General features: G+C 33.8%; 25 protein-coding genes and 1 tRNA gene. 23 read left to right on the forward strand and 3 right to left on the reverse strand.

Going from position 1 to position 23,333, the window contains the following annotated elements; genetic code table 11:
* The first annotated feature begins 306 nt into the window (after nucleotides 1–306).
* The 14 genes from EKH84_RS07450 to EKH84_RS07515 all read left to right on the forward strand — a co-directional run bounded on the left by EKH84_RS07450 (nucleotide 307) and on the right by EKH84_RS07515 (nucleotide 10,716).
* Nucleotides 307–966, forward strand: a complete 660-nt coding sequence (locus EKH84_RS07450; protein ID WP_127065820.1) for an amino acid ABC transporter permease — start codon at nucleotides 307–309, stop codon at nucleotides 964–966.
* On the forward strand, nucleotides 947–1,624 hold the full coding sequence (locus tag EKH84_RS07455; protein WP_127065821.1) for an amino acid ABC transporter permease: 678 nt from the start codon (nucleotides 947–949) through the stop codon (nucleotides 1,622–1,624). Before EKH84_RS07450 ends, EKH84_RS07455 begins: the two co-directional genes overlap by 20 nt.
* 12 nt (nucleotides 1,625–1,636) lie before the next feature.
* Nucleotides 1,637–2,392 carry an amino acid ABC transporter ATP-binding protein gene (locus tag EKH84_RS07460; RefSeq protein WP_013655916.1) on the forward strand — a complete coding sequence of 252 codons (756 nt, stop codon included), beginning with the start codon at nucleotides 1,637–1,639 and terminating at the stop codon, nucleotides 2,390–2,392.
* On the forward strand, nucleotides 2,389–3,255 hold the full coding sequence (locus EKH84_RS07465; protein WP_127065822.1) for a cysteine ABC transporter substrate-binding protein: 867 nt from the start codon (nucleotides 2,389–2,391) through the stop codon (nucleotides 3,253–3,255). Before EKH84_RS07460 ends, EKH84_RS07465 begins: the two co-directional genes overlap by 4 nt.
* Before the next feature lie 187 nt (nucleotides 3,256–3,442).
* Complete coding sequence (locus EKH84_RS07470) at nucleotides 3,443–4,735, forward strand: Na+/H+ antiporter NhaC family protein (protein WP_127065823.1); 1,293 nt, start codon at nucleotides 3,443–3,445, stop codon at nucleotides 4,733–4,735.
* Nucleotides 4,736–4,884: 149 nt separating this feature from the next.
* The gene (locus tag EKH84_RS07475) at nucleotides 4,885–5,652 is read left to right on the forward strand and encodes a sulfite exporter TauE/SafE family protein (protein ID WP_127065824.1); all 768 of its coding nucleotides are present in this window, start codon (nucleotides 4,885–4,887) and stop codon (nucleotides 5,650–5,652) included.
* Nucleotides 5,653–5,690: 38 nt separating this feature from the next.
* Nucleotides 5,691–6,038, forward strand: coding sequence for a zinc-ribbon domain-containing protein (locus EKH84_RS07480; protein WP_013655920.1), 348 nt, complete (start codon nucleotides 5,691–5,693; stop codon nucleotides 6,036–6,038).
* Nucleotides 6,039–6,315: 277 nt separating this feature from the next.
* Nucleotides 6,316–6,621, forward strand: a complete 306-nt coding sequence (locus tag EKH84_RS07485; protein ID WP_013655921.1) for a hypothetical protein — start codon at nucleotides 6,316–6,318, stop codon at nucleotides 6,619–6,621.
* A gap of 35 nt (nucleotides 6,622–6,656) precedes the next feature.
* Complete coding sequence (locus tag EKH84_RS07490; protein WP_013655922.1) at nucleotides 6,657–7,583, forward strand: polysaccharide deacetylase family protein; 927 nt, start codon at nucleotides 6,657–6,659, stop codon at nucleotides 7,581–7,583.
* A gap of 124 nt (nucleotides 7,584–7,707) precedes the next feature.
* A complete protein-coding gene (locus EKH84_RS07495) occupies nucleotides 7,708–7,905 on the forward strand; it encodes a hypothetical protein (RefSeq protein WP_013655923.1) in 198 nt (65 codons plus the stop codon).
* 109 nt (nucleotides 7,906–8,014) lie between these two features.
* Nucleotides 8,015–8,743 carry a glycerophosphodiester phosphodiesterase gene (locus EKH84_RS07500; RefSeq protein WP_190283530.1) on the forward strand — a complete coding sequence of 243 codons (729 nt, stop codon included), beginning with the start codon at nucleotides 8,015–8,017 and terminating at the stop codon, nucleotides 8,741–8,743.
* 239 nt (nucleotides 8,744–8,982) lie between these two features.
* Entirely contained in the window at nucleotides 8,983–9,864 is an 882-nt protein-coding gene (locus EKH84_RS07505; RefSeq protein WP_190283531.1) for a DUF3881 family protein, read from the forward strand.
* A gap of 61 nt (nucleotides 9,865–9,925) precedes the next feature.
* Nucleotides 9,926–9,999 (forward strand) — tRNA-Arg (locus tag EKH84_RS07510).
* A gap of 231 nt (nucleotides 10,000–10,230) precedes the next feature.
* Nucleotides 10,231–10,716 carry a hypothetical protein gene (locus EKH84_RS07515; RefSeq protein WP_013655926.1) on the forward strand — a complete coding sequence of 162 codons (486 nt, stop codon included), beginning with the start codon at nucleotides 10,231–10,233 and terminating at the stop codon, nucleotides 10,714–10,716.
* A gap of 100 nt (nucleotides 10,717–10,816) precedes the next feature.
* Here EKH84_RS07515 and EKH84_RS07520 read toward each other — a convergent pair whose 3' ends face one another.
* The gene (locus EKH84_RS07520; protein ID WP_127065827.1) at nucleotides 10,817–11,872 is read right to left on the reverse strand and encodes an FAD:protein FMN transferase; all 1,056 of its coding nucleotides are present in this window, start codon (nucleotides 11,870–11,872) and stop codon (nucleotides 10,817–10,819) included.
* A 235-nt stretch (nucleotides 11,873–12,107) separates the two neighbouring features.
* Here EKH84_RS07520 and EKH84_RS07525 point away from each other — a divergent pair, with 235 nt between their 5' ends.
* The 7 genes from EKH84_RS07525 (at nucleotide 12,108) to EKH84_RS07555 (ending at nucleotide 19,674) form a co-directional block, all read left to right on the forward strand.
* Complete coding sequence (locus tag EKH84_RS07525; RefSeq protein ID WP_013655928.1) at nucleotides 12,108–13,991, forward strand: FAD-dependent oxidoreductase; 1,884 nt, start codon at nucleotides 12,108–12,110, stop codon at nucleotides 13,989–13,991.
* A gap of 81 nt (nucleotides 13,992–14,072) precedes the next feature.
* Nucleotides 14,073–14,456: a NusG domain II-containing protein gene (locus tag EKH84_RS07530; RefSeq protein WP_127065828.1), complete on the forward strand. Its 384-nt coding sequence runs from the start codon at nucleotides 14,073–14,075 to the stop codon at nucleotides 14,454–14,456.
* 10 nt (nucleotides 14,457–14,466) lie between these two features.
* Nucleotides 14,467–15,009 (forward strand): Gx transporter family protein, encoded by a 543-nt coding sequence (locus EKH84_RS07535; RefSeq protein ID WP_013655930.1) that lies wholly within the window; start codon nucleotides 14,467–14,469, stop codon nucleotides 15,007–15,009.
* Nucleotides 15,009–15,974 (forward strand): polyprenyl synthetase family protein, encoded by a 966-nt coding sequence (locus EKH84_RS07540; RefSeq protein ID WP_127065829.1) that lies wholly within the window; start codon nucleotides 15,009–15,011, stop codon nucleotides 15,972–15,974. The genes EKH84_RS07535 and EKH84_RS07540 overlap by 1 nt, the downstream gene beginning before the upstream one ends.
* 256 nt (nucleotides 15,975–16,230) lie before the next feature.
* Nucleotides 16,231–16,941: an arginase gene (locus EKH84_RS07545; RefSeq protein ID WP_127065830.1), complete on the forward strand. Its 711-nt coding sequence runs from the start codon at nucleotides 16,231–16,233 to the stop codon at nucleotides 16,939–16,941.
* Nucleotides 16,942–17,035: 94 nt separating this feature from the next.
* Nucleotides 17,036–18,754: an FUSC family protein gene (locus EKH84_RS07550; RefSeq protein ID WP_190283532.1), complete on the forward strand. Its 1,719-nt coding sequence runs from the start codon at nucleotides 17,036–17,038 to the stop codon at nucleotides 18,752–18,754.
* An 80-nt stretch (nucleotides 18,755–18,834) separates the two neighbouring features.
* Entirely contained in the window at nucleotides 18,835–19,674 is an 840-nt protein-coding gene (locus EKH84_RS07555) for an HAD family hydrolase (protein WP_127065832.1), read from the forward strand.
* Between the two features lie 72 nt (nucleotides 19,675–19,746).
* On the opposite strand, the gene EKH84_RS07560 is transcribed toward EKH84_RS07555, so the two are convergent.
* Together EKH84_RS07560 and EKH84_RS07565 are read right to left on the reverse strand one after the other, a co-directional pair.
* Nucleotides 19,747–20,571 (reverse strand): zf-HC2 domain-containing protein, encoded by an 825-nt coding sequence (locus EKH84_RS07560; RefSeq protein WP_127065833.1) that lies wholly within the window; start codon nucleotides 20,569–20,571, stop codon nucleotides 19,747–19,749.
* 5 nt (nucleotides 20,572–20,576) lie between these two features.
* Nucleotides 20,577–21,083, reverse strand: a complete 507-nt coding sequence (locus EKH84_RS07565; RefSeq protein ID WP_190283533.1) for an RNA polymerase sigma factor — start codon at nucleotides 21,081–21,083, stop codon at nucleotides 20,577–20,579.
* Between the two features lie 272 nt (nucleotides 21,084–21,355).
* Between EKH84_RS07565 and EKH84_RS07570 the strand changes: the two genes are divergently transcribed.
* Together EKH84_RS07570 and EKH84_RS07575 are read left to right on the forward strand one after the other, a co-directional pair.
* On the forward strand, nucleotides 21,356–22,957 hold the full coding sequence (locus EKH84_RS07570; protein WP_127065835.1) for a hypothetical protein: 1,602 nt from the start codon (nucleotides 21,356–21,358) through the stop codon (nucleotides 22,955–22,957).
* A gap of 35 nt (nucleotides 22,958–22,992) precedes the next feature.
* Complete coding sequence (locus EKH84_RS07575; protein ID WP_013655938.1) at nucleotides 22,993–23,265, forward strand: hypothetical protein; 273 nt, start codon at nucleotides 22,993–22,995, stop codon at nucleotides 23,263–23,265.
* The last annotated feature ends 68 nt before the right edge of the window (nucleotides 23,266–23,333 follow it).

Below are 23,333 nucleotides of genomic sequence, written 5' to 3' on the forward strand. Positions count from 1 at the left end.
TAATGAAAGTTAAAAAATTTTAAAAATCAATTGTATGCGGTAAAAAGTCTAGTATCTGTCCACAACATAAAAAAGAAAAGTGTAGGGCGTATGTGGACACAAAAAAGGAAAAGACATCGAAAAACTAGTAAAAATATTAAGAAATAAGGTCATTAATAAGATTGTCCATTTCATAGAATTGATATGGAATAAGGTTTAGTTAAATCTAAAAATATTGACAAAGTAAAAATAATAAGAGTATACTGAATAAAATAAAAAACAAAACAAATAGGAATACTAGGAAATGAAATCAAAGGAGGGACGAAGATGGATATAAGTGCTATAGAAAGATATGTTCCCTTGTACGTTGAAGCATCTAAACTGACTTTAACCTTAGGAGGAGTAGGAATTGTTCTAGCTGTTCTAGTAGGGTTTATATGTGCCATGATTAGATACTATAAGATTCCAATTGCGAAGCAAGTGGTGGGAGCTTACATAGAATTATCTAGAAATACACCCTTACTAATACAACTTTTCTTTTTATACTATGGGTTACCAAAGTTGGGAGTAAAGATAAGTGCGGAAACCTGTGCAGTGATAGGACTAACTTTTCTAGGTGGAAGCTATATGGCGGAAGCCTTCAGATCAGGATTAGAAGCTGTTAGTAAGTCTCAAATTGAATCAGGCTTAAGTATCGGACTAAATGAATGGCAACTGATACAACATGTTATTTTACCTCAAGCATTTGCAGTTGCTATGCCAGGTATAGGTGCTAATATTATTTTTTTATTAAAGGAAACATCTATATTTAGTGCAGTTGCTTTAGCTGATTTAATGTTTGTTGCTAAAGATTTAATTGGTATGTATTACAAGACAGATGAAGCCCTTTTTCTATTAGTGATTGCATATTTAATTATTTTATTGCCACTTTCCATATTATTTACTTGGATTGAAAGGAGGATGAGATATGCAGGATTTGGGAATTAACGTGCTTTTCCAAGGCAGGAACCTGATTAGACTGATAGGTGGCTTGGGAGTAGCTATGAAAGTAGCGCTCATTGCAATGATTTTATCTGGTGTACTGGGTATTATGTTAGGCATATTGATGACTTCCAAGCACAAGGCAGTAAAAGTGATTTGTAGGATTTATTTAGAAGCTATTCGAATTATTCCTATCTTGGTATGGCTTTTTATCTTTTATTTTGGTTTAACAAAGCTCATTGGTTATCATATAGAGGCAGAGATTATTTCGATTATTGTCTTTACTTTATGGGGAACAGCTGAGATGGGAGATATAGTAAGAGGAGCCATTACTTCCATGCCTAAGGCACAAAGTGATAGTGGCAGGGCTATTGGGTTAAGCGAAATTCAAATTTATCGTTATATTATCATCCCACAAGCTGTAAGAAGAATGCTGCCGGCAGCTATTAACTTAGCAACTCGTATGGTTAAAACTACTTCGTTAATTGTACTAATTGGTGTTGTAGAGGTATTGAAGGTAGGTCAACAGATTATAGAAGCCTCAATTTTAAAAGTGCCTAGTGCTCCTCTGTGGGTATATGGCTTTATCTTTATCTTGTATTTTATTATTTGTTATCCCATTTCTATTTTCTCTAAAAAATTAGAAATGAAGTGGCAATCATAAGGAGGCATACATATGGCAGAAATGTTATTAGAAATAGAACACTTATATAAAAGTTATGATAACAATCCACCTGTTTTAAAGGATATTTCTTTTCAAATTCAAAAGGGAGAAGTAATTGTCATCTTAGGACCATCAGGATGTGGAAAAAGTACCTTATTACGCTGCTTAAATGGTTTAGAGGTTTTTCAAGCAGGAAACATTAAATTAGATGGTGAAAGTATTACTAGGAGTAAGAAGGATTGGCCCCAAATTAGGCAAAAGATTGGCATGGTATTTCAAAGTTATGATTTATTTGCGCATATGACAGTGATGGAAAATATATTATTAGGACCTATAAAAGTGCAAAAAAGGAATAAGGAAGAGGCGTCTTTGCAAGCTGAGAAATTGCTTGAACGGGTCGGATTAAGCGATAAAAAAGATGCGTATCCTCGTCAACTTTCAGGAGGACAGAAACAAAGGGTAGCTATTGTAAGAGCTCTGTGTATGAACCCGGAGATTTTACTTTTCGATGAAGTGACGGCTGCACTTGACCCAGAAATGGTAAGAGAGGTATTAGATGTTATTTTGGAACTTGCTAAAGCAGGAACAACCATGGCTATTGTGACTCATGAAATGAAATTTGCAAAGGCTGTGGCAGACCGAATTTTATTTATAGACCAAGGTGAAATTATAGAAGAAAACACACCAAAAGCGTTTTTTGAAAACCCTAGTACTTTAAGAGCAAAACAATTTTTAAATATCTTTAATTTTGAGGAGGAAACAAAATGAAACAACGTTTAAGAGTATTAAGTATATTAGTAGGTTTATTAGTGATTTTAGGAAGTTTAACAGCTTGCTCAAGTAATAAGCAGGCAAGTAGTAATGGGGAAAGTGCTTCTGGTATAGAAGCTATTAAGGAAAGAGGTAAGATAAGAATTGGCGTCTTTAGTGATAAACCACCTTTTGGTTATGTAGATGAAAATGGAGTAAACCAAGGTTATGATGTTTACTTTGCTAAGCGTATTGCTAAAGACTTATTAGGCGATGAAAATGCTGTAGAGTTTGTTTTAGTAGAAGCAGCAAGTAGGGTGGAATATCTGCAGTCAGGTAAGGTAGATATTATTTTAGCTAACTTTACAGTAACAAAAGATCGTGCTGAAGTTGTAGATTTTGCATTACCTTATATGAAGGTAGCTCTTGGTGTTGTATCACCTGATGGGGCCATTATTACAGATGTTTCTCAGCTTGAAGGAAAGCAATTAATTGTAAATAAAGGAACGACAGCAGAGACTTACTTTACAGAAAACTATCCTAATATTGAACTTCTTAAATATGATGAGAATACAGAAGCCTTTAATGCACTAAAAGATGTTAGAGGAGCTGCACTTGCACATGATAATACTTTAGTATTTGCATGGGCTATTCAAAATCCAGGTTTTACAACAGGCATTGAGTCACTGGGTGGTCTAGATACGATTGCACCTGCTGTTCAAAAGGGTAATACAGAATTACTAAACTGGATTAATGATGAAATTAAAGCGCTAGCTAAAGAGAATTTTTTCCATTCAGCTTATGAAGCTACTTTATTACCTGTTTATGGTGACAGCGTAGATCCTGAGAGCGTTGTTGTAGAAGGTGGAGAAGTTAAATAGATTAAAAATGATGATAAGTTAAAGCTTTAAAAAAGCCATTAAGTAATAGGTGATGGAAATTAAAGAAATAGGAGGAGAGACTATAGAGTTTCTCCTTTTACTATATTTTTGTGGATTATTATAAAGAAATTATGTTAATATAATGGCTATGCGACAACTATGGATATGACGAAGGAGAATAGACATCATGAAAAAAGACAATCAAAAGGGAAATCCCTTTGCACTCTTGCCGTTAGCAGTATTTCTTGTGCTCTTCCTAGGGGTTGGAATAGCTACGAAAGATTTTTATAAAATGCCTGTACTTGTAGCTTTTATTACAGCCACAGCTGTAGCACTTATGTTTAATAGGAAGGAACCATTAAATAAGAAGATAGAAGTGTTTTGTGAAGGAGCAGGGCATAGTGATATTATGATGATGTGCATCATTTTCATTTTAGCAGGGGCCTTTGCTAGTGTAGCAAAAGCCATGGGTGGTGTTGATGCTACTGTTAATTTAAGCTTATCCTTTATACCTTCTCAGTTTCTGATAGGCGGTTTATTTTTAATAGCATGTTTCATTTCACTATCAATGGGAACTTCAGTTGGAACGATTACTGCTTTAGCACCAATTGGTCTGGGAATTGCAGAAACAACAGGTATGCCTATTCCGTTAGTAATTGGTGCCATTATTGGTGGAGGAATGTTTGGCGATAACCTATCTATGATTTCAGATACTACTATTACAGCAGCACGTACACAAGGCTGTGAATTAAGAGATAAATTTAAGGTGAATTTCCTTATTGTATTGCCTGCAGCGCTCATTACTATTGTGCTATTAACTGTTATGACATGGCAGTATCATCAAGAAATACCAGGAAGATATACTTATGAGTGGGTAAAAGTACTTCCTTATGTGGCCGTTCTAGTAGGCGCATTGGCAGGTGTTAATGTATTTGTGCTATTAGCAGGTGGCACACTTTTAGCAGGTGCTGTTGGTGTACTAACAGGAAGCCTTGATTTATTTGCAGCAGTAGAAGCAGCTTCTAATGGAATGATTGGTATGGCAGAAATCATTATTTTATCCATTATTATTGGAGGAACGCTAGAACTGATTAAGCGAAATGGTGGGATTGACTATTTGCTTGGCTTTATCAAGCGCCGTATCCATACGAAGAAAGGTGCTGAATTTGGTATTGCAGCTCTTGTAAGTTTAGTGGATATGTGTACAGCGAATAACACGATAGCTATTGTTATGGCAGGACCGCTAGCTAAAGACATTGCTGAGGAGTATGATATTGATCCAAGACGTACGGCTAGTATTTTAGATATTTTTTCAGCGTGTATTCAAGGAATTATTCCTTATGGTGCACAGCTCCTTATAGCAGCAGGTTTAGTAGGTGTATCACCTATGGAGATATTAGGTTACTTACACTATCCTATTTTAATGGGCATATGTGGAATTATTGCTATTGTAATAGGCTTTCCAAAGTTAAAAAAATAAATAAGTTATCCCCTGAGTGAGTACTAACAATTCAGGGGATTTATTTGCAATGAAATTTAAATTATTATAAATAAAAAGATTTAAAATTGAAAATAATTAAAAAATAATGTAGAATCTAAATACATATTCATGACATTAAGGAGAACTTCATGGAAGAGATAATTAAAAATTTATTCATTGTTTGCCCTCTTGTTTTTATAGCTGGTTTTGTAGATGCAGTAGCAGGTGGCGGCGGACTAATTTCTTTGCCTGCTTATATGATGACAGGAATGCCTATTCATATGGCAGCTGGTAGCAATAAATTTTCAGCTAGCTGCGGAACAATTATAGCAGCAGGTAAGTACATCAAAAGTGGTAAGATTAAGTGGAAAATAGCTATCTATTCAGCCATAGGGGCTATCATCGGTTCAACTATAGGGACTAAGCTAGCTTTGTATATTAGTGAAAAACACCTGAAGGTATTGATGCTTGTTACTCTTCCTTTAGTAGCTCTGTTTATTATGACACAAAAAAATCTTGGGGAACAATTAGAAGAAAGAAGCTTAGGTGCAATAAAGCTTATAAGTCTATCTGGCATGATTGGAGTTATTATTGGATGCTATGATGGTTTAATTGGACCTGGAACAGGGACTTTTATGATACTTGGGTTTTCCGGATTATTGAGACTTGATTTAGTAACTTCTTCTGGATGTGCTAAAGTTTCTAACCTAGCATCTAATTTAACCTCTGTAGTACTCTATTTTATAGAAGGCAAAGTCATTTTTATCTTAGCTATTCCAGCTGCAGTCTGTAGCATCGTAGGGGCTTATATGGGGGCTAAATTTGCTATTAAGGGTGGTGCTAAAAAAGTAAGATATGTTATTTTTGTAGTGATTGGTCTACTATTTGTAAAGCTACTATATGATTTATTAATGTAAGAAAATGAGTTTTAAATAATTAAATAAGGAGTGGGAGAATGATTATATTTGGATGGGGAAAAGTAACAAAGAAGTTTTTAGGAGCGATTGGAAGATTGCAGTGTGGGAATTGTAACAATGAAGCGCAGTGGGAATTATGTGTACTTAGGGTATGGTTTACTTTGTTTTTTATTCCAGTTATTCCATATAAAACGACTTATTGCATGATGTGTCCAGTCTGTAACAGCTACATAGAAGTAAGCAAAGAGCGTTTTGAGGAATTAAAGGGTGCTTTAAGTGGTGGGATAGATGATGCGATTAAATACGCGGGGAAAACCCCTACACAAATTAGCTATTTAAAAGCCATGGAAGAACAAAGACGAAGAGAAGTAAGTGAAAAAGAATAATCTTTATAGGTTATTCTTTTTATATGAGTAACAATAGTTATAAATAGTTGTGCAAAGGCAGCTTTTGAATTCTAAGTAAGTTAATACAGAAAACGATAAATAGAGATAGATGAAACTTTTTGAGTATTTATTCTGTCTATATATAGAGAAAGTACTTTTTTTGATACATTTTTAAAACCAGGTTCAAAATAGCTATTAAATACCAAATAAATTGTTAGAGAATAAGGTTTAAAACTGTATAAAAAGATAGTATACTGGGTAATAAGGAGGGGATAATGTGAAAAGAAACAACTTGCACTTTGGAAAATCAAAAAACAGATTTTACATGACTTTATTATGGATTACTGGAGGAGCATGTGTTGTAACGAGTATTTTATTAGGAAGTTTTGTATATACTAATATGAGTCTAAATAAATATCACGTAACAATTAATCAATTATCTAGCGAACTAGATAGTATAAAAAGCATGACAGATGAGATGGTACAGCAAGAAAAAGAATATAAAAATCAGCTAGAAGGGCTTAGCCAAGAACTAGCTAAATATGAACCAATCGTCATACCAGAATCAATGAAGAGTGAATAAACATAAGTTAGCATAGGGATGTAGAAGGTGGAAAAATGGCATATAGGAAAAAGTCTCGTGTAGGGGCAACACTCGTATTTTTATTTTTATCAATATTTTTTGTATGTACAACTGGTGTGTTAGCATTTAAAATGCCCAATAAAGTACAAGAGCTTAGTGGGGTGAAGAAAGAACTTGCAGAGATTGAAGCATCTAAGGTAAGTATGCAAGCAGATTTAGAAGATTATAGTGGTAGAATTGAACAAATAAAAGAGCAAGTAGGACAAGTAAAACTAGATTTAGAAGAAGCACAAAAGAAAAATCCAGAATTAGCAAATTCTTTAGCGGGAGCAACAGAAAAATATGCTTATTTAACCTTTGATGATGGACCAAGTGATAACACTGTTAAGATTTTAGACTTCTTAAAAGCAAATCATTTAAAAGCTACCTTTTTTGTATTAGGTAAAGAAAATCAAGATGATATTTATAAGCGTATTGTAGATGAAGGACATACGCTAGCGATTCATTCTAATACCCATCAATATAATCAAATTTATACAAGCGTAGATAGTTTTATGCAAGATATTAATGCTTTATCGAATCATCTAGAAAGTGTAACAGGAGTAAAACCAGATGTCATGCGCTTTCCAGGAGGTTCCAATAATACTATTAGTATAAAACATGGTGGAAAAGATTTAATGGATCAAATTATTGCGAAGGTTAAAGAAGAAGGATTAGTTTATTTTGACTGGAATGTAGACTCTATGGATGCATCGGCTAATAAACAAGATAAAAACGTAATCGTCAATTCTGTACTAAATGGTGCAGAGGGCCAAAAGCATGCTATTATTTTAATGCATGATGCAGCACCTAAAACAACTACAGTAGAAGCATTGCCAGAAATTGTAGAAGGGCTTAGAAAACAAGGCTTTACATTTGAAAAGTTAACAAGTGAAACAGTACCTGTTCAATTCAAAAAATAATGTATATTAATAAGAAAAAAATACTGAACATCCGTCTTTAAATAAGGCGGATGTTTTTGTATATTTTTAGCTTGTTTGTCTAAAAATAAAACATAGAGGTTATAACATCTAAGGAGTTGATGATATGGCAGGATATGTTTGTAAACAATGTGGTTATCGTAAAACAAGTAGACAAGTGTTAGATTATGTATTAGAACCACCTATTTATCCGTTTATGACCACTAATTGTATACTTCCTTTTATGGCAATGGACTATATGTGGGGAAGTGAAGAAGTGTGTCCCAATTGTAAAGCAAACTACAATTGGGAGTTAATGCCATAATTTGTTTATAAGATTCTCATAAAAAAGGTTAGAAGTTATTCTAAAAATAATATATAATATGTCATGAGGGAATATTTTTTGATTGTATAGTATGAAAGGAGAGGGAACAATGAATAGAGTGTTAAATATTGCTCATAGAGGATTTAGTGGTAAGTATCCAGAAAACACTAATATCGCCTTTGCAAAAGCTTTAACTGAAGGATACTGTGATGGCATCGAAGTAGATGTGCACATGACAAAAGATGACAAGCTGGTTATTATTCACGACAGCAAATTAGACCGTACAACTACTGGTACGGGCTATATTAAAGATCATACACTTGATGAACTCCTAGAGTTTGATGCAGGCGTGAAATATGACCCTAAATATAAAGGTGAAAAAATTCTATGTATTAAATCAGCACTAGAGCTAGTGAAAAAATATAATGTTAAGCTTTATGTGGAAATCAAAGATAGTGATGAGGACTATGAAGCTATTGAAGAACAAGTTCTTGATCGTGTTAAATTAGTAGGTGCAGAGGACAAAGTTATTTTATCTTCTTATAATGTAGAAACATTAAAACGCATTAAAACTATGGCGCCTAATATTCAAACGGCTTTACTTTGTAAAGAAATGCCTTTCGATATCCGTAGCTATCAATATGCAGATTCTATTTCTTGTGATTACACAAAAATGGATAAAGCTGCTATTGAAACAGTTCATAGCATTGGTAAAAAAGTAACAGTTTGGGTAGTTGATGATATAGCAGATATGAAACTTATGAAAGAATATGGTGTTGATGCAGTAATTACAAATCATCCAGATACTTTCAATGATGTTATTAACGGTTTATGCTAAGAAAAAGAGTATAGGACGTAAGAAAAGCTAGCTGGCTTTTCTTACGTCTTTTTTATGCGTTCTTTATATGCATCTTATACACTTCATGATAGGGTATATTATAGCCTTATGGGAGATATATTTATAGTAGGCCTATGGTATATAGGATAACTTCTAAAGATAGCTAGTCAATAAGGAGGGATTGCTATATAATATAGGTAGAAGATCATATAGGCAAAAGGATAGAGAGGGGGATGGATATGGAATCTCCAATTGCAGCAATAGGCTTTTCTGATATAGAAAAAAAATATAATCTTGAGAAGATTGTGAGTGGCATTCTAGATAAGCCAACGAAGCAAGTTGCAAGTCGCAAAGCAAATCAAGATATTATCGCAGAGTATTTAAAAGAATTTGGAAAAGATATGTATGTCATGGTTAGGATTGTCGTAAGGGCAGACCAAAAAGATACTAAGCTTGAAATAGAACAGTGTGAACCTTATTTAAGTAGTCATTATACCGTAAAAGTAGAAGATCTTAGTGTAGAATGCATAGACGACGAGTATAATTATTATGCTATTTGTGAAGAAGCAGAGACAGGCATGCAATTCATTTTTTGGCTACAAAATGTAGTAGAATATACAGAAGCAGTAGAAATGATGCAGACTTTTAATGAAGTGCAGATTGCAGCACTTGCCATGGAAGGTACTGTTGTGCTTCCTATTGAAAAAGATGAGGAAGATGAGGCTGTAGAAAAAGAAGAAAGAGAAAAAATTAAAGTGATGCTTCAAAAAGCTAGAGAAGGCGATGAAGATGCTAGAGCTAAATTAGAAGAAGAAGAAAAAGAGTTAGATGATCAATTAAAAGAGCGTATGTTTGAAGAAGATTTCCTTTCTATTATGAGCGGTTATTTTGTACCGACTACTTTGGTAGATGCTACGTATGCTATATTAGGAGAAATTACAGATATACAGAATAGAAAAAATACGCAAACAGGAGAAGAATCATATCTTTTCACTTTAGATGTAAATGATATGCCGCTAGAAGTCCTTATTAATAAAGCTAATCTTGTAGGATATCCAAGCATAGGTATGCGTTTTATGGGTACTTGTTGGCTACAAGGAACTATTGTGACCTCTAATTAGTACTTGACGAATAGCAAATAAAAATGTAGTATAATAATTGCGATAACTTTTAAAGTTATAGGTTTCCGTAGCTCAGTAGGATAGAGCGACCGCCTCCTAAGCGGTAGGCCGCTGGTTCGATTCCAGTCGGGAACGTATAAATGCAAAAAAACAGCTTATAGGTTTTAGCCTATAAGCTGTTTTTTTATTGTAATAAAGGTTTTAGTTAATATACAGAATGTATTTACATATTATTCATAGGATAAAAAACAAAGGTGGAGTAACTGGAAAGAAAAAATTTGATGAAAAGTCGACGTAAATATTGAAATGATACAAATATTGCTATATAATGTGGAAGTTACTATTAATATATTTTTGGAGGACAATATGAAAAAATTCGCAGTATTAGCTTTATTATTAAGCTCAATGTTAACATTAACAGCTTGTGGTTCTAAAACAGAAGCGCCAGCAGAAACACCAGTTGCTACAGAAGCGCCAGCAGCTTCAGAAACTCCAGCAACAGAAGAAGCTTTCACAGGTGAAAAAGTTGGTGAAGTAGCAGATGAAGAAGGAAAAACAGTTGCAACTGTAACATTTGAAGCTGGGACACCAGTAAGCGTTAAATTTGATTACATTAGTACAAAAGATAACTCAAGTAAATATGAAGCAGCAGCTGCTGGAACATATGACATGGGTGAAGGAAGTACACCTTGGAATGAACAAGTAGATTCACTTGCTACATTCTTAGCTGAAAATAACTTCGATTTAGAAAAAGTTACATTAACAGACGAAGATGGTCACACTGATGCTGTAACAGGTGTTTCTATCAAAGTTCCTGCTTTATTAGAAGCAGTAAAAGCTGCATTAAACTAGTAAAGACACATATAAAACTACCCTAGTATAAGAGGTTACCTCTTATACTAGGGTAGTTTTTGATTTGGTAACGGATTAAGAAACGAAGTAGTGATAGATACTAATTAGCTAAAGTAAAAGCATCATTAGTTAGGGTGAAAATATCTTTTAATCCCTCTGTGATATAGATTTTGTAATCCGTTGTTATAAAAATAGCCTCAACATCAGGTTGGCTTTCAATAAATTCAAGACCTTTTTCTATACCAAGAGCAAAGACAGAAGTAGAAAGTGCATCCCCATCTGTAGAAGATTTACTGATAATGGTTACACCAGCAATTTCATTCTCATAAGGATAACCTGTTTTAGGGTCTAGAATATGATGATACTTATGACCAGCTTCATCTTCGATGTAACGTTCATAAATACCTGATGTAACGATGGAGTGATCAGCAGTCGTTAGGCGCCCAATAATTTTACCTCTGGGATTAAAAGGATCTTGAACACCAATATTCCATAAAGAGCCATCTACTTTAGTACCTAAGGTATAAAGGTTACCACCTAAGTCTATTAAAGCATGCTGAACACCTTGTGAGCGAAGTAAGTCAGCAATTTCATCAGCGGCATAGCCTTTACCAATGCCGCCTAAATCTAACTGCATTCCCTTTTCTTTTAAATAAACAGTTGAATCTGCAGCATTTAATGTGGCTTTATCAAATCCAACTAAAGGGAGGGCCGCCTTAATTTCCTCAGAACTAGGAATCCTGGCCTCAGGGAAACCAATGTTCCAAAGTTTAACAATAGGCCCAACAGTAATATCAAATGCACCATCAGTAAGTTCACTATAAGCTAGACCTCTTTCAATTACCTTAAAAGTATCTTCATCTACTTGAACAGGTGCGATTCCAGCTTGGTTATTAATTTCATCAATTAAAGTGCCTGTTTTATTGATACTTAAGGTATCTTCTAATTCATGGAGCCTATTAGCTGCTAAATCAAGTATTTCTTCAGATTGATGGTCATAAAGAGAGATTTTAGCAACCGTCCCTAAAACAAACTCTGTACGGGATAATGGCTCGACTGTAGTAGGCGTGGCTTGATTACAGCCTGTTAAATAAATAACACCTATTAAAGAAGATAATATAAGAGACAGCCCAAATTTTTTTAAATAGTTATACATTTTTTCCTCCATTTAATGACTAAATGAAAGCTTAAAATAAGCTTTCTAGCCTGTATTATACTACAAAATAAATAGAATGGTATACGCTTACCAAGGCTAAACTGGAAAAACTATCTATTGAGAAAAATAGCAAACTAATAGTAGACTTCTTAACAAAAATTCGGTATAGTAATTATGTAAAATAAACTAAAATAATTAATTACAAAAATGAGACACATTATAAACGAGGTGAAGGATGAGTAAAGTAACGAATATCGTTATACTTGGGGCAGGTTATGCTGGAGTGCATGCCGCAAAAAAACTTGCTAAAAAGTACAAGAAAAATAACGATGTACAAATCACACTAATCGATAAAAATCCATATCATACTCTCATGACAGAACTTCATGAGGTAGCAGGTGGCCGTGTGCCAGAAGAGTCAGTTAAGGTAGACCTTAGCCAAATCTTCCACAGAACGAAAGTAAAAGTAGTAGTAGACTATATCGATAATGTAGATATAGCTGCGCAAAAAGTAAAAACAACATATGGTGAGTATGCATATGATTACTTAATGATTGGAATGGGTAATGAACCAGCATCTTTTGGTGTACCAGGTGTTGATGAGTATGGATTTAGCCTTTGGTCTCTTGAAGATGCCCTTAAAATCCGAGAACATATTGAATACAAATTTAAAGCAGCTTCACTTGAAAGAGATGAAGCTAAAAGAAGAGAAATGCTTACTTTCGCTGTGGCAGGTTCAGGCTTCACAGGGATTGAGATGGCAGGTGAACTTCTGGAGTGGAAATCAACGCTTGCACGTGAGTATAGAGTAGATGAAAGCGAAGTATCACTTCTTGTAGTAGAAGCAGCAGGCACTATTCTTAACATGCTAGATAGAAAACAAGCTGATAAAGCTGAAAAATATATGACTAAACATGGTGTACGTATTTTAAAAGATAGTCCAATTACAGAAGTAACACCAGATGCTATTACATTAAAATCAGGTGAAGTGATTAAAACACAAACACTTATTTGGACTTGTGGTATCCAAAATAACACTGCATGCTTAGCCTATGGATTAGAAACCACTAGAGCTAACCGTCTTCAAGCTAATGAGTACATGCAATCAACTCATCATGAAAATGTATATCTAATCGGTGACTGTGCATACGTAGAAGAGGAGCCAGGTAAAGGAAATCCTCAAATTGTAGAAGCGGCAGAGCAAACAGCGACAACAGCAGTGAAAAATATTATTGCTTCTATTGAAAACAAAGAAAAAGTAAAATTCAAATCTAGTTATCATGGTTTCATGGTATCAATAGGTGGTAAATACTGTGTAGCAAATTTAATGGGTATTAAACTTTCCGGTTTCTTTGCTATGGCAGCAAAACATATTGTAAATATGATTTACTTATTTGGAATACTTAATATTCCGGCTGTATATCACTATTTACAACATGAATTCTTTGATATGAAAGAAAATAGAACGATTCTTAGAGGACACTTAGCTTCTAAAGGTAATCGTTTATGGCTCATTCCACTTAGACTTTATGTGGGCTGTGTATGGTTATTAGAAGGTCTTGCTAAACTCTGTGGTGAAGGTACATGGGAAACTGCAGTAGATGCTTTATTCCATAAAGGTGAGTGGCTATTTACAATTGGTGCAGACAGCTGGGTAAAAGCTGGTAATATCAATATGCCATTTTCATGGCTTCAAGATGGTTTAACAGGTGCTTCATCAGCAGCAGAAGGTGCAGTAGAATATGCAACACCTATTTTAAGTAGTATGCCTAAATTCTATGAATCTATTATGAAAATCATGATTCCAAATGAAACTATGGCTAATATTTTCCAAATCATGGTTGTTATTTTAGAAATTGGGATTGGACTTGCGCTTATTGCTGGTTTATTCACATGGCTTGCTTCAGCAGCATCAGTATTCATGACTATGAACTTTATACTTTCAGCTATGGCTGGATGGGATATTTTATGGTATACTTTTGGTGGAATTGCTTTAATGAGTGGTGCTGGTAGAACATTTGGTCTTGATTACTATGTAATGCCATGGATTACTAAGCTAGTAGGCAATTGGTGGATTGGTAAGAACAAGCATATTTATAAAGAAGAAAAAACTGCTTAATATAAATGATTTTATTTCGCCTTACCTTTGTGTAAGGCGAAATTTGTATGTAAAAGTTGTTGGTAAAAAGAGGGTAACGCCATGAAAAAATGGGATAAAATAATTATTGGAGTGTTATTGCTCATTTCCTTCTTACCGTATCTGTTATTTAAAGTGTTTTTGTTAGGAGACTTTAATGGTACCTATGCTTATATTACGGTAGAAGGTAAGCCTTATATGGATATTCCTTTAACGGGACAAGTTACGTCTAAGGAATATACGATTAAATCGTCAATAGGAACAAATGTGTTAGTGGTAGAGAATGAAAGCATCAGAGTAGAAGAAGCAGATTGTCCAGATCATCTTTGTGAGGAGTTTGGGGCAAAAAACCAAGTTGGTGATGTGATTGTTTGTTTACCACACCAAGTTTATATAGAAATAAAGGGTACTGACCATAATAATGAAGTAGATGGCAGAATTTATTAGGAGGAGAAATATGCAAAAAACAAGACATTTAATTTATATGTCCCTCCTTGTAGCTCTTGCATTAGTGCTACATTTGATTGAAAGAAATATTCCTGTTCCTTTTATGACGCCGGGTGCTAAATTAGGCTTAGCCAATTTGATTACTGTATTAGCACTTTATACCTTACCAAAGAAAAGCGATGTTATTAAAGTGATAGTTGCTAGACTTTTTCTTAGTAGTATTTTTGGCGGAAGTGTATCGGGGCTAATGTATGGTAGTATGGGTGCAGTACTTAGTTTTTTGATTATGGTAGTGATTAAGGACGGATTAAAAGAAAAAGTAAGTATTATAGGAGTAAGTGCGGCAGGTGCAGTATTCCATAATATTGGTCAGCTCTTAGTAGCGGCATTTATTGTGAGAAATATAGGCGTTATGCTATATTTGCCATTCCTGTCCTTGGCAGGAATTGTAACTGGTATTTTTGTGGGAATGGCAGCGAATTATGTAATAGGGCACATGAATAAACTTACTATATTTAGAGATATCATGGAAATAGAAAAGAGGAATCATTAATGCATAAACTCTGGGATAGTTATCCAGAAATCAAAAAAGAGCTAGAAGTAGTTATAGACCTTATGGATGAAAATGCTTATTGCAAAGATAAGGTAATTGAAAGTTCTATTAAGGATATGATTCATTCAAATGGGAAAATGATTCGACCAGGCTTTTCTATCATTGCAGCAAAGTTTGGTGAGTACGAAGAAGAGCGAACAAGGGTGTTAGCCGCAGTGATGGAGTTTTTCCATATGGCGACACTTGTACATGATGATGTGATTGACGATGCAAAGCTTCGTAGAGGAAAAGAGACGGTCCAATCAAAATATGGGAAGGACTATGCAGTTTATATTGGTGATTATCTATTTTGTATCTGCTTTAAGCTTTTAGCAAGCACGGCTTCTCTGCAAAGCATTCAAATAGATAGTAAGGCTATGTCTAGAATTTGCTTAGGAGAAGTAGAACAACTTAACTCACGTTTTGATAAAAATGTATCAGTTAAAAATTATTTAAAGCGTGTTTCAGGAAAAACAGCAGAATTATTTTCACTAAGCCTTTATATAGGAGCTGCAGAAAGTAATTGTGATAAAAAACTGAGTAGACTATTTTGGAATATCGGACATAATATAGGAATGGCTTTTCAAATTATTGATGATATCTTAGATTATGTTAGTGATACGAATACATTAGGCAAAGATAGTGCCAATGACCTTAAGGATGGGTTGTATACCTTGCCTCTCATTTATGTGTTAGAGAAACAGCCAAAGGAGCTTTTAACTATTCTAGATAAAGAAATATATGAGGATGAAGATATTGCAGCTATTTTTAAGCTGACTCATGAATTAGGCGGAATAGAGAGTGCTAGAAACTTAGCTAAAAAATATACTGATAAAGCTTATAAATTAATAGGTCAATTACCAGATAATGAATATAAAAGCATGCTCAAGGAAATGAGTAGGGAGCTTTTAGAAAGAGCATATTAATAACTGGGTAGGAATAAGTAGCATGAAAAGGTGTAGCAAGTTTTAAGTTTGCTACACCTTTTTTGTATTGAGACGAAATGATTATTCAGTGAATAATTGTAGGCATTTCAAATGACTTATTAAGGAAGAGAATCATGCCTTTACTTGAAATATGGTGTATACTAAAAAGAATAGCAAGGTTTACAAAGAATAAAATACTCACTATATACGATGAGAGCCATTTAACCATTAATAAAGAAGAGAAGGGAGCATAATAATGGATAAAGTACTTTTAACTATAGACTGGGATTATTTTATTAATGTACATAGTCAGCACTATATGTCTTATAGAGAAAATCAAGTTAACTTATTAGAAGAGTGGTATAGGCGTCATTTAATTTGCTTACAAAGAAATGAACACTTGGAGAACTTTTATAATTTGGCACCTTTTTACAGAACGTTTTGGAAGCAAGCTAAAAAAGTTTTGAAGCTAAAGAAGACGATACCTGTTATCGTAACTGAGGGGCATGAAGAAGCCTATAAGATTGCTAAAGAGTGGGATTGCACAGAAGTATATTCTTTAGATGCTCACAGTGATTTGGGCTATGGTGGTTTGGCAGCATTAGAGTTTGAAATAAACTGTGCCAATTGGTTAGGAAAGTTACTAAAGGAAAAGTATATAAATAAGGCTAATATTATTTACAGTCCCTATACGAAAGAAGATGAAGAAGATTTTAAGGAAATAATGGATGCTTATGAGGTACACTTTCTTAGTTTAGAGGAATTATTTAAAAGGAAAATAGACGTAGCAGCTATTCATATATGTCGTTCAGGACCTTGGACTCCTCCATGGTATGATGAAGCGTTAGATGAGTTTATTAAGCAAATCAGTGAATCGCCAGCATTGCAAATAGAAGTAAAGAGAAGCTGGAAACCTAAGGAACTAAACTTAGCAGACCAAATTAATTGTTTTATGGGGATTCTTTAAAAGGTAAAAAGCTCAGAGATATAGATGTAATAAGAATAAGATATGAAAAAATAACCAAACTATCCTTAAGAATATAAGGGTAGGAATGAAACTAATGATGAACTCTTTATTATCAAAAAGTAAAATAGATGTACCAGATATGCTTTTAAAAGGAACAGTGATGGTCTTAGTAACTTTTATAGCAGGATTTTTGTTTGGAAAAAGTAGTATGATGATTGCTTTTGTTATTTTATTGGGGGCAAATACTTTTGAAAAGCAAAATTTAAGGGTACAAACAGTAAGGAAGATTGCAAGACTGATTTTAATAGATACCCTGATTGTTTGTTTAGCCTTTTTAGCATCCAGAAATAGGTGGTGGGGAATACCTATTAATATGGCTACTTTGTTTGTTATTACTTATTATTTTGTTTCACCCTATGATCAAATGGCATATAAGACCTTTATCATGCTTTATGTGTTTTCACAGTATAATACTATAGAACTTAGTGCATTACCTAGTAGGTTATTATTAGTCGTATTTGTCTTAGTAGTTATGTTGGGAACTACTTTAATTAAACAGAACAAGAATAAGGCACTTTTAGATCCCAATATCGGTAAGGCTTGGGAAGTAATTAATGAACAACTAAAGTGTATTCTAGAAGGACATTATGATGAAGCACTTAGTTCTACTTGCAATAAGTATATGAATGAAGTAGCACATAGCATTTATTTAACAGGCTATAGGCGATATTTAACCACTTATGTAGGAAAGATACAGTTTCAATTTTATATGAATATCAGCTATTTTAATGTTCTCTTAGTGCAGCTATCATGTGAGTATCAAAGAGGGCGATTTGACAAAAAGGCATTGCAGGAACTTATAGGTATTACAGAAGTTATTGATAGCTATTTTAAAAGACAAATAACACGAACAAAAGTGATTAGAATTTTATGGCGCTTTTTAGAAGAACATAGCGTAGCTAATGGATTTGAAGAAGAAATAGTAGATATGATTTATGGGATTTATAGCAATTTCGTTGAACTAAATATTTTAGATTATAAGACAAGAGATAAACTCTATTATAATTGGCAGAGGTCTAATCTAGAGCATGTACAAATGAGTATAAAAACCATTTGCAATCCTAAGAGTATAAGCTTTAATTTTGCTATGCGTATGTCTTTTATTTTATCTGTAAGTCTATCTTTAGCAGATTTATTAGGCTTTTATAAAATCATTTGGGCGGTTATTCCCATTATTTCTATTACAGCGCCTTACTATGAGGATACTATTAGGAAGAAGAAGGATAGGATAAAAAGTAATGTATTAGCAGCTACTATTGTAGGCATAGTCATTAATGTCATAGGAACCTGGTGGATTAATTTAGTACTTTTAATAGGTGGCTATTATTTGATCTATGCTTTTAATGACTATTATCGCATCTCATTCTTTTTAACTATTGTCTCCATGAGTTTATCGGCATTTAGTAGTGGGGTTAATGTACTAGTTTTTTACCGAATCATTTATGTGATAATAGGTGCCACTGTAGCAGAGTTAAGTGCTAGGCTGGTGCCTTATAAAATAGAGGATGGTATTAAGGAGTTAATCAAGGAAATTGACAAGCTTAATGCTGTACTAGAACAGCAAGGTATTGCTAGTTTAGAAGGAAAAGAAAACAAGCATTATATAAGAGATACGATTATTCATTCGGCAGTTTTATGCCAAAAGCTTTCTATGAAAAATGAAAGTTACAAAGACCCTAAAGTAGCAACCATTATTAATGTTAATACAGAATTTGCTATAAGGCTGGGCCATAAGCTTTTAAGGAACACTTAGATGTAAGAAAAGAAAAGTGGAGTAGGCAGAAGAGAAGGGATAAGCTATAATAGGCTTATAGAGAGAAGGGAAGGTGCATCATGAATAAAAAAGCCATTTTTTTAGATATAGATGGAACACTTGTTAATCATCATGGGAAAATACCAGACTCAGCTAGAGAAGCTATTGCAGCAGCAAGAAAAAACGGACATGTTATTTTTGTGTGTACAGGACGCTCTAGAGCTGAGATACCTGAAGAAATTTTTAAAATGAATCTAGATGGCATTATAGGAGCAGCAGGTGGTTATGTAGAATTAGAAGGAAAAGCTATTCATGAAGTTTATATTCCTAAGGAAGAAGTCACACATATTGTGAACTTTTTTGAGGCCAACCATATTGAATTTTATTTAGAGGCCACTAGTCAGGTTTATTCCAGTAAAGGTGGAAAAGCCTATTTGATGGCGATGATGAATGCTAATATCGCCCGTTATCCAGATGCTAAAGAAGATCTTGAAAGAAATATGCTTTCTTTTATTGCACATATGCAAGATGAGGGAGATATCATAAGAGAAGATATTAATAAAGTCACTTTTATGGGAGCTCAATTGTCTTTAAAAGAAGTGCAAGAAGAGTTTAAAGAGAACTTCGTAGCTATTCCAGGGTCTTATGGACGAGAAGGAGAACTATGCGGTGAACTTATGCTAAAAGAAGTGCATAAAGCAACAGGAATAGAGATTGTACTCAAAGCGCTAGGTATTGAGCAGAAGGATACTTATGCTTATGGGGATAGTTATAATGATATAGAGATGCTACAATATGTAGCTTGTGGTGTGGCAATGTCAAATGGTGCAGAGGCTCTAAAGAAGGTGGCGGATGATATCACAGATTCTCCTGATGAGGATGGTTTATATAAAAGCTTTAAGAAATATGGATTAATTTAAGTAAGAAAATGCTGGACAGCCACAAATGGTACATTGATGTGGCCGTTCAGCATTTTTATTGTTGGAGTAATTTTATAACCTTTTATTTTTTAAAATGCACCAAAGGATAATGGTTATGACAAAGCCAATCCAGTAAACAATACCTGTCTGTAAGCACAATAACGTGTATCCTTCTATACTAGACAGGGTTTTTAAAATTCGATAAAATCCTATAGACATACATATAAGGCTAATCGAATGAGAACACAAAAAATAGTAAGCAAAAGATTTTTTTAAAATTTGGAGAGCTCCATAGAAAAAGACTACAGCTCCAATGCCTATACCAATATATAAAAATCTAGCTACAAATGGTCCTATTTCATACGCCTGTAACCCAAAAGGGTAAGTATGGTTATTTACCCATGAATAAGAAAGGTACATAATTAAAATGACTATTATTGCCGTGGTTAATACTAGTATCTGACCGAGCCATAAATCCCAGTTTCTTTGTCTGCTTTTTTCAAACCTTCTATAGCATAAAAAACCACCGGTTAAAATAACTAATGGAAGCACCACATAAGATAACTTTACGCTTGTATGAATATTTCCGATGTTATTCCACGCAATCATAAGTAATAATGCAGTAATACATACGAATACAATGAGGCTAATGACTGATTTTCGATCGCAATTTTTTCTAATCTTACCCAGATAGCTCAAATCACTTTTATTCTTCTCTTCATTATCCATCTGCAGGTTTTCGGGTAGGAGGATCTCCTGTTTCATATCTGAATAAAGTTTTTTGCACCTTTCACATTCAATAAAATGTTCTTGAATATCCTTAGAGGTATTTTCATTAGTTAGATTTTCAATATAGGAAGGCATTAAATCCTCAACAATATAACAATTTAATTTCATGACTTTTAGCTCCTTTCCATTTCTTTGATGTATTCTTGTAGCTTTCGCTTGGCTCTAAAGAAATTAGTTCTAGCCCATGTTTCACTTTTTCCTAGTAATTCCCCAATCTCTGCAAAACTTAGTTCGGATGTAATTCGGAGGATGACAACCTCTTTCATGTCGTTTGGTAATTTTTGCAGCATGTGATAAAAAGTGTTTTTTTCCTCTTTTAGAATATAAGTCTTTAATGGATCAAATAAGTTTATATTGGTCAAAGGTATTGCGATCTCTTCTATGGAGTATAAATCCTTTTTTTTACGCAAGTACTGTAGCCACACATGCCTAGCAATTTGACATAGCCAAGTAGATGCTTTACATTCTCCACGAAAATGGGCATAGGATAAAAATGCTTGGTAAAAGGTTTCTTGCGTTAATTCTTCTGCGAGTTCATGGCTTCCTGCCATTCGAAAAAGGAAGAGGTAAACCATTTTGCTATGCCTTTCGTAGAGTTTATTCATATCATCATTTTGCAATACATCACCTTCTTTCCGAAACATGTTTCTATTTCATTAGTGTAATTTTTTTTCGATTCGTGACAATTTATTTTTCGGCTTTTTATTAAAAAGAGGTCAACTTACTTGTTTGTTGAACATGAGATTCTTTTAAAGGTATTAATTAAGAAGACAATTAATAAATATGATAAAATACTTATAATAATACGTGATCAAGGGTGGAAATATTCTATCTATTCCGATATAATGTAAAGGTATGTGATATACATATAATGATTTAAGGGGGAACGAAGTTGGAAGAAAATAATCAAAATGAAGTAATGAGCACAAAAAATAGTGAAAAGGGTAATAAGAAGATTATAGTACTCATTGCATGTATTGTGGGAGTATTAGCAATAACAGTAGGTTTATTAGCTATGGGTGGTTTGGGAAATAATGGTTCTAAAGTTAAATTGAGAACGTTAAAGGGCACACCACAAGAAATAGTACATACAGCGCTTCTTAATACACAAGACAAGTTAGCTAGTGAGATGACATTACTTGAAGAAAGAAATGGTGGCAAGGTTTTAGCTGATATTTTAAAATCAGAAGCGGCTGATATGAACTTTAATGTAAAAATTAAAGGTGTAAGCGGCATGGAAAATGAGAGCATTATTAATGCCGTTGTAAAAGATTTAGCTGTTCAAGGTGATTTAGCTTATACTAAAGACGGGAAGTACTGGAATGCTGATTTAAAAGCAAAGCAAGGTGATTTAGAATTGGTTGGTGCGACGCTTTATAAAGCTGACCAAGAATTAGGAATTGATATTCCTAAAGTACTAGGAAATCCATATGCTATTAAATTAGATACTTTATTTGAAGACTTACAAAACTCACCGATGTATGCACTAGGGGGCGGAGAAAGTATTGATGAAGCACAAATAGAAGAAGTTAAAGAAATGTTTACTGCCATAGGTGACTATTTTAATGGCATTTTAGGCATGGCAGATAATAAAGAGTATATTGACAAGGTTAATAAATTATATGAAGATACCATTAAAGGCTTGGATATAGAAAAGCTTAATGAAAAAGTAGAAGGCTACGATGTTTATGAGGTTACTGTAACTGGTGAGCAAATGGCCAATTTTAATAAAGAACAAATGGCTATTATCATGGAACTAGATTTTGCTGACCGCCTATTTAATTTAGTAGCAAAATACTCAGGTGTTACTCAAGAAGAATTATTAGAACAAATAGCACAAGGCAGTACATATGGTGATGTAGATGTAAAATTTGAACTTCATGTAGATGATTATTTTATTCGATCAGGAGTGTGCACTATTATTGATAATGCATATGATGAAGAGATGATAAGTGTTGAATTTAATTTGGGTGATAAAGAAAATTTACTTAATGAGATTGGCTTTTCGTTTGGAGTAAATGATGAGGCTCAAGTAGAAGTGGCATTTAATAATAATTTGGGTGAAAAAGGTAGTGTATTCGAACAAGCTTTCAAAGTAAGCATTACATCTGATGGAGAAACAGGTTTTATTAGCTATAATACGTCTTATGATTCAAAAGCTAAGGATAATAACTTTGAAGTTAACTTCGAAGCAACACTTCCTTACACAGGGTCAGCTACTATAGCAGGAAAAGGAACCAAAGTAGTAAGTGCAAAAGAAATATCTACTACTATAGATGAATTAACTTGTAAAGTAAGTGATGATTACAGTAATGAAATGCAAGTTAATCTTGCAGTAGAATATGGTGCAAAGGCTATTAAAGCAAAAGATGTTAAGTTTGAAAGTAAAGAAGAAGTAAAATATGTTTTGGAACTTACTACAGCAGAATTAATGGCTATAGCTCAAAGTATACAAAATAATATTCAATCAATAGGATCAGCTTTCTTACAATAAAATGATATAAAATAGACGTAAAAGGAGGATAAGGAATGAATGTAGAATCTCGTATGGATGAATTTGAAAAAGTGTCACACAAGACTACTAAGCAAGATGTTAAAGAACGTATGGGTGAATTTGATCCAGTAGATAAAGTACAAAAGCAACTTACGAAAGAAAAATCTAGCACATTACCTTATAGCCTCAAACGCTACAAAACTTGTCCTCACTGTGGGGAGTTCATGGAAATTCATGAGCTAAAAGAAACAGAAGCGACTTATATTTGCAAAAGCTGTGAACAAAGAACGACTATAAAAATAAAATAATAAAAACATCCTCTTATTTGAAGTATTAAAGATAAGAGGATGTTTTACTATCTACCTCTATAGGCAAT

This window comes from Cellulosilyticum sp. WCF-2 (assembly GCF_003990395.1).
GTDB classification, from domain to species: Bacteria; Bacillota; Clostridia; order Lachnospirales; family Cellulosilyticaceae; genus Cellulosilyticum; species Cellulosilyticum lentocellum.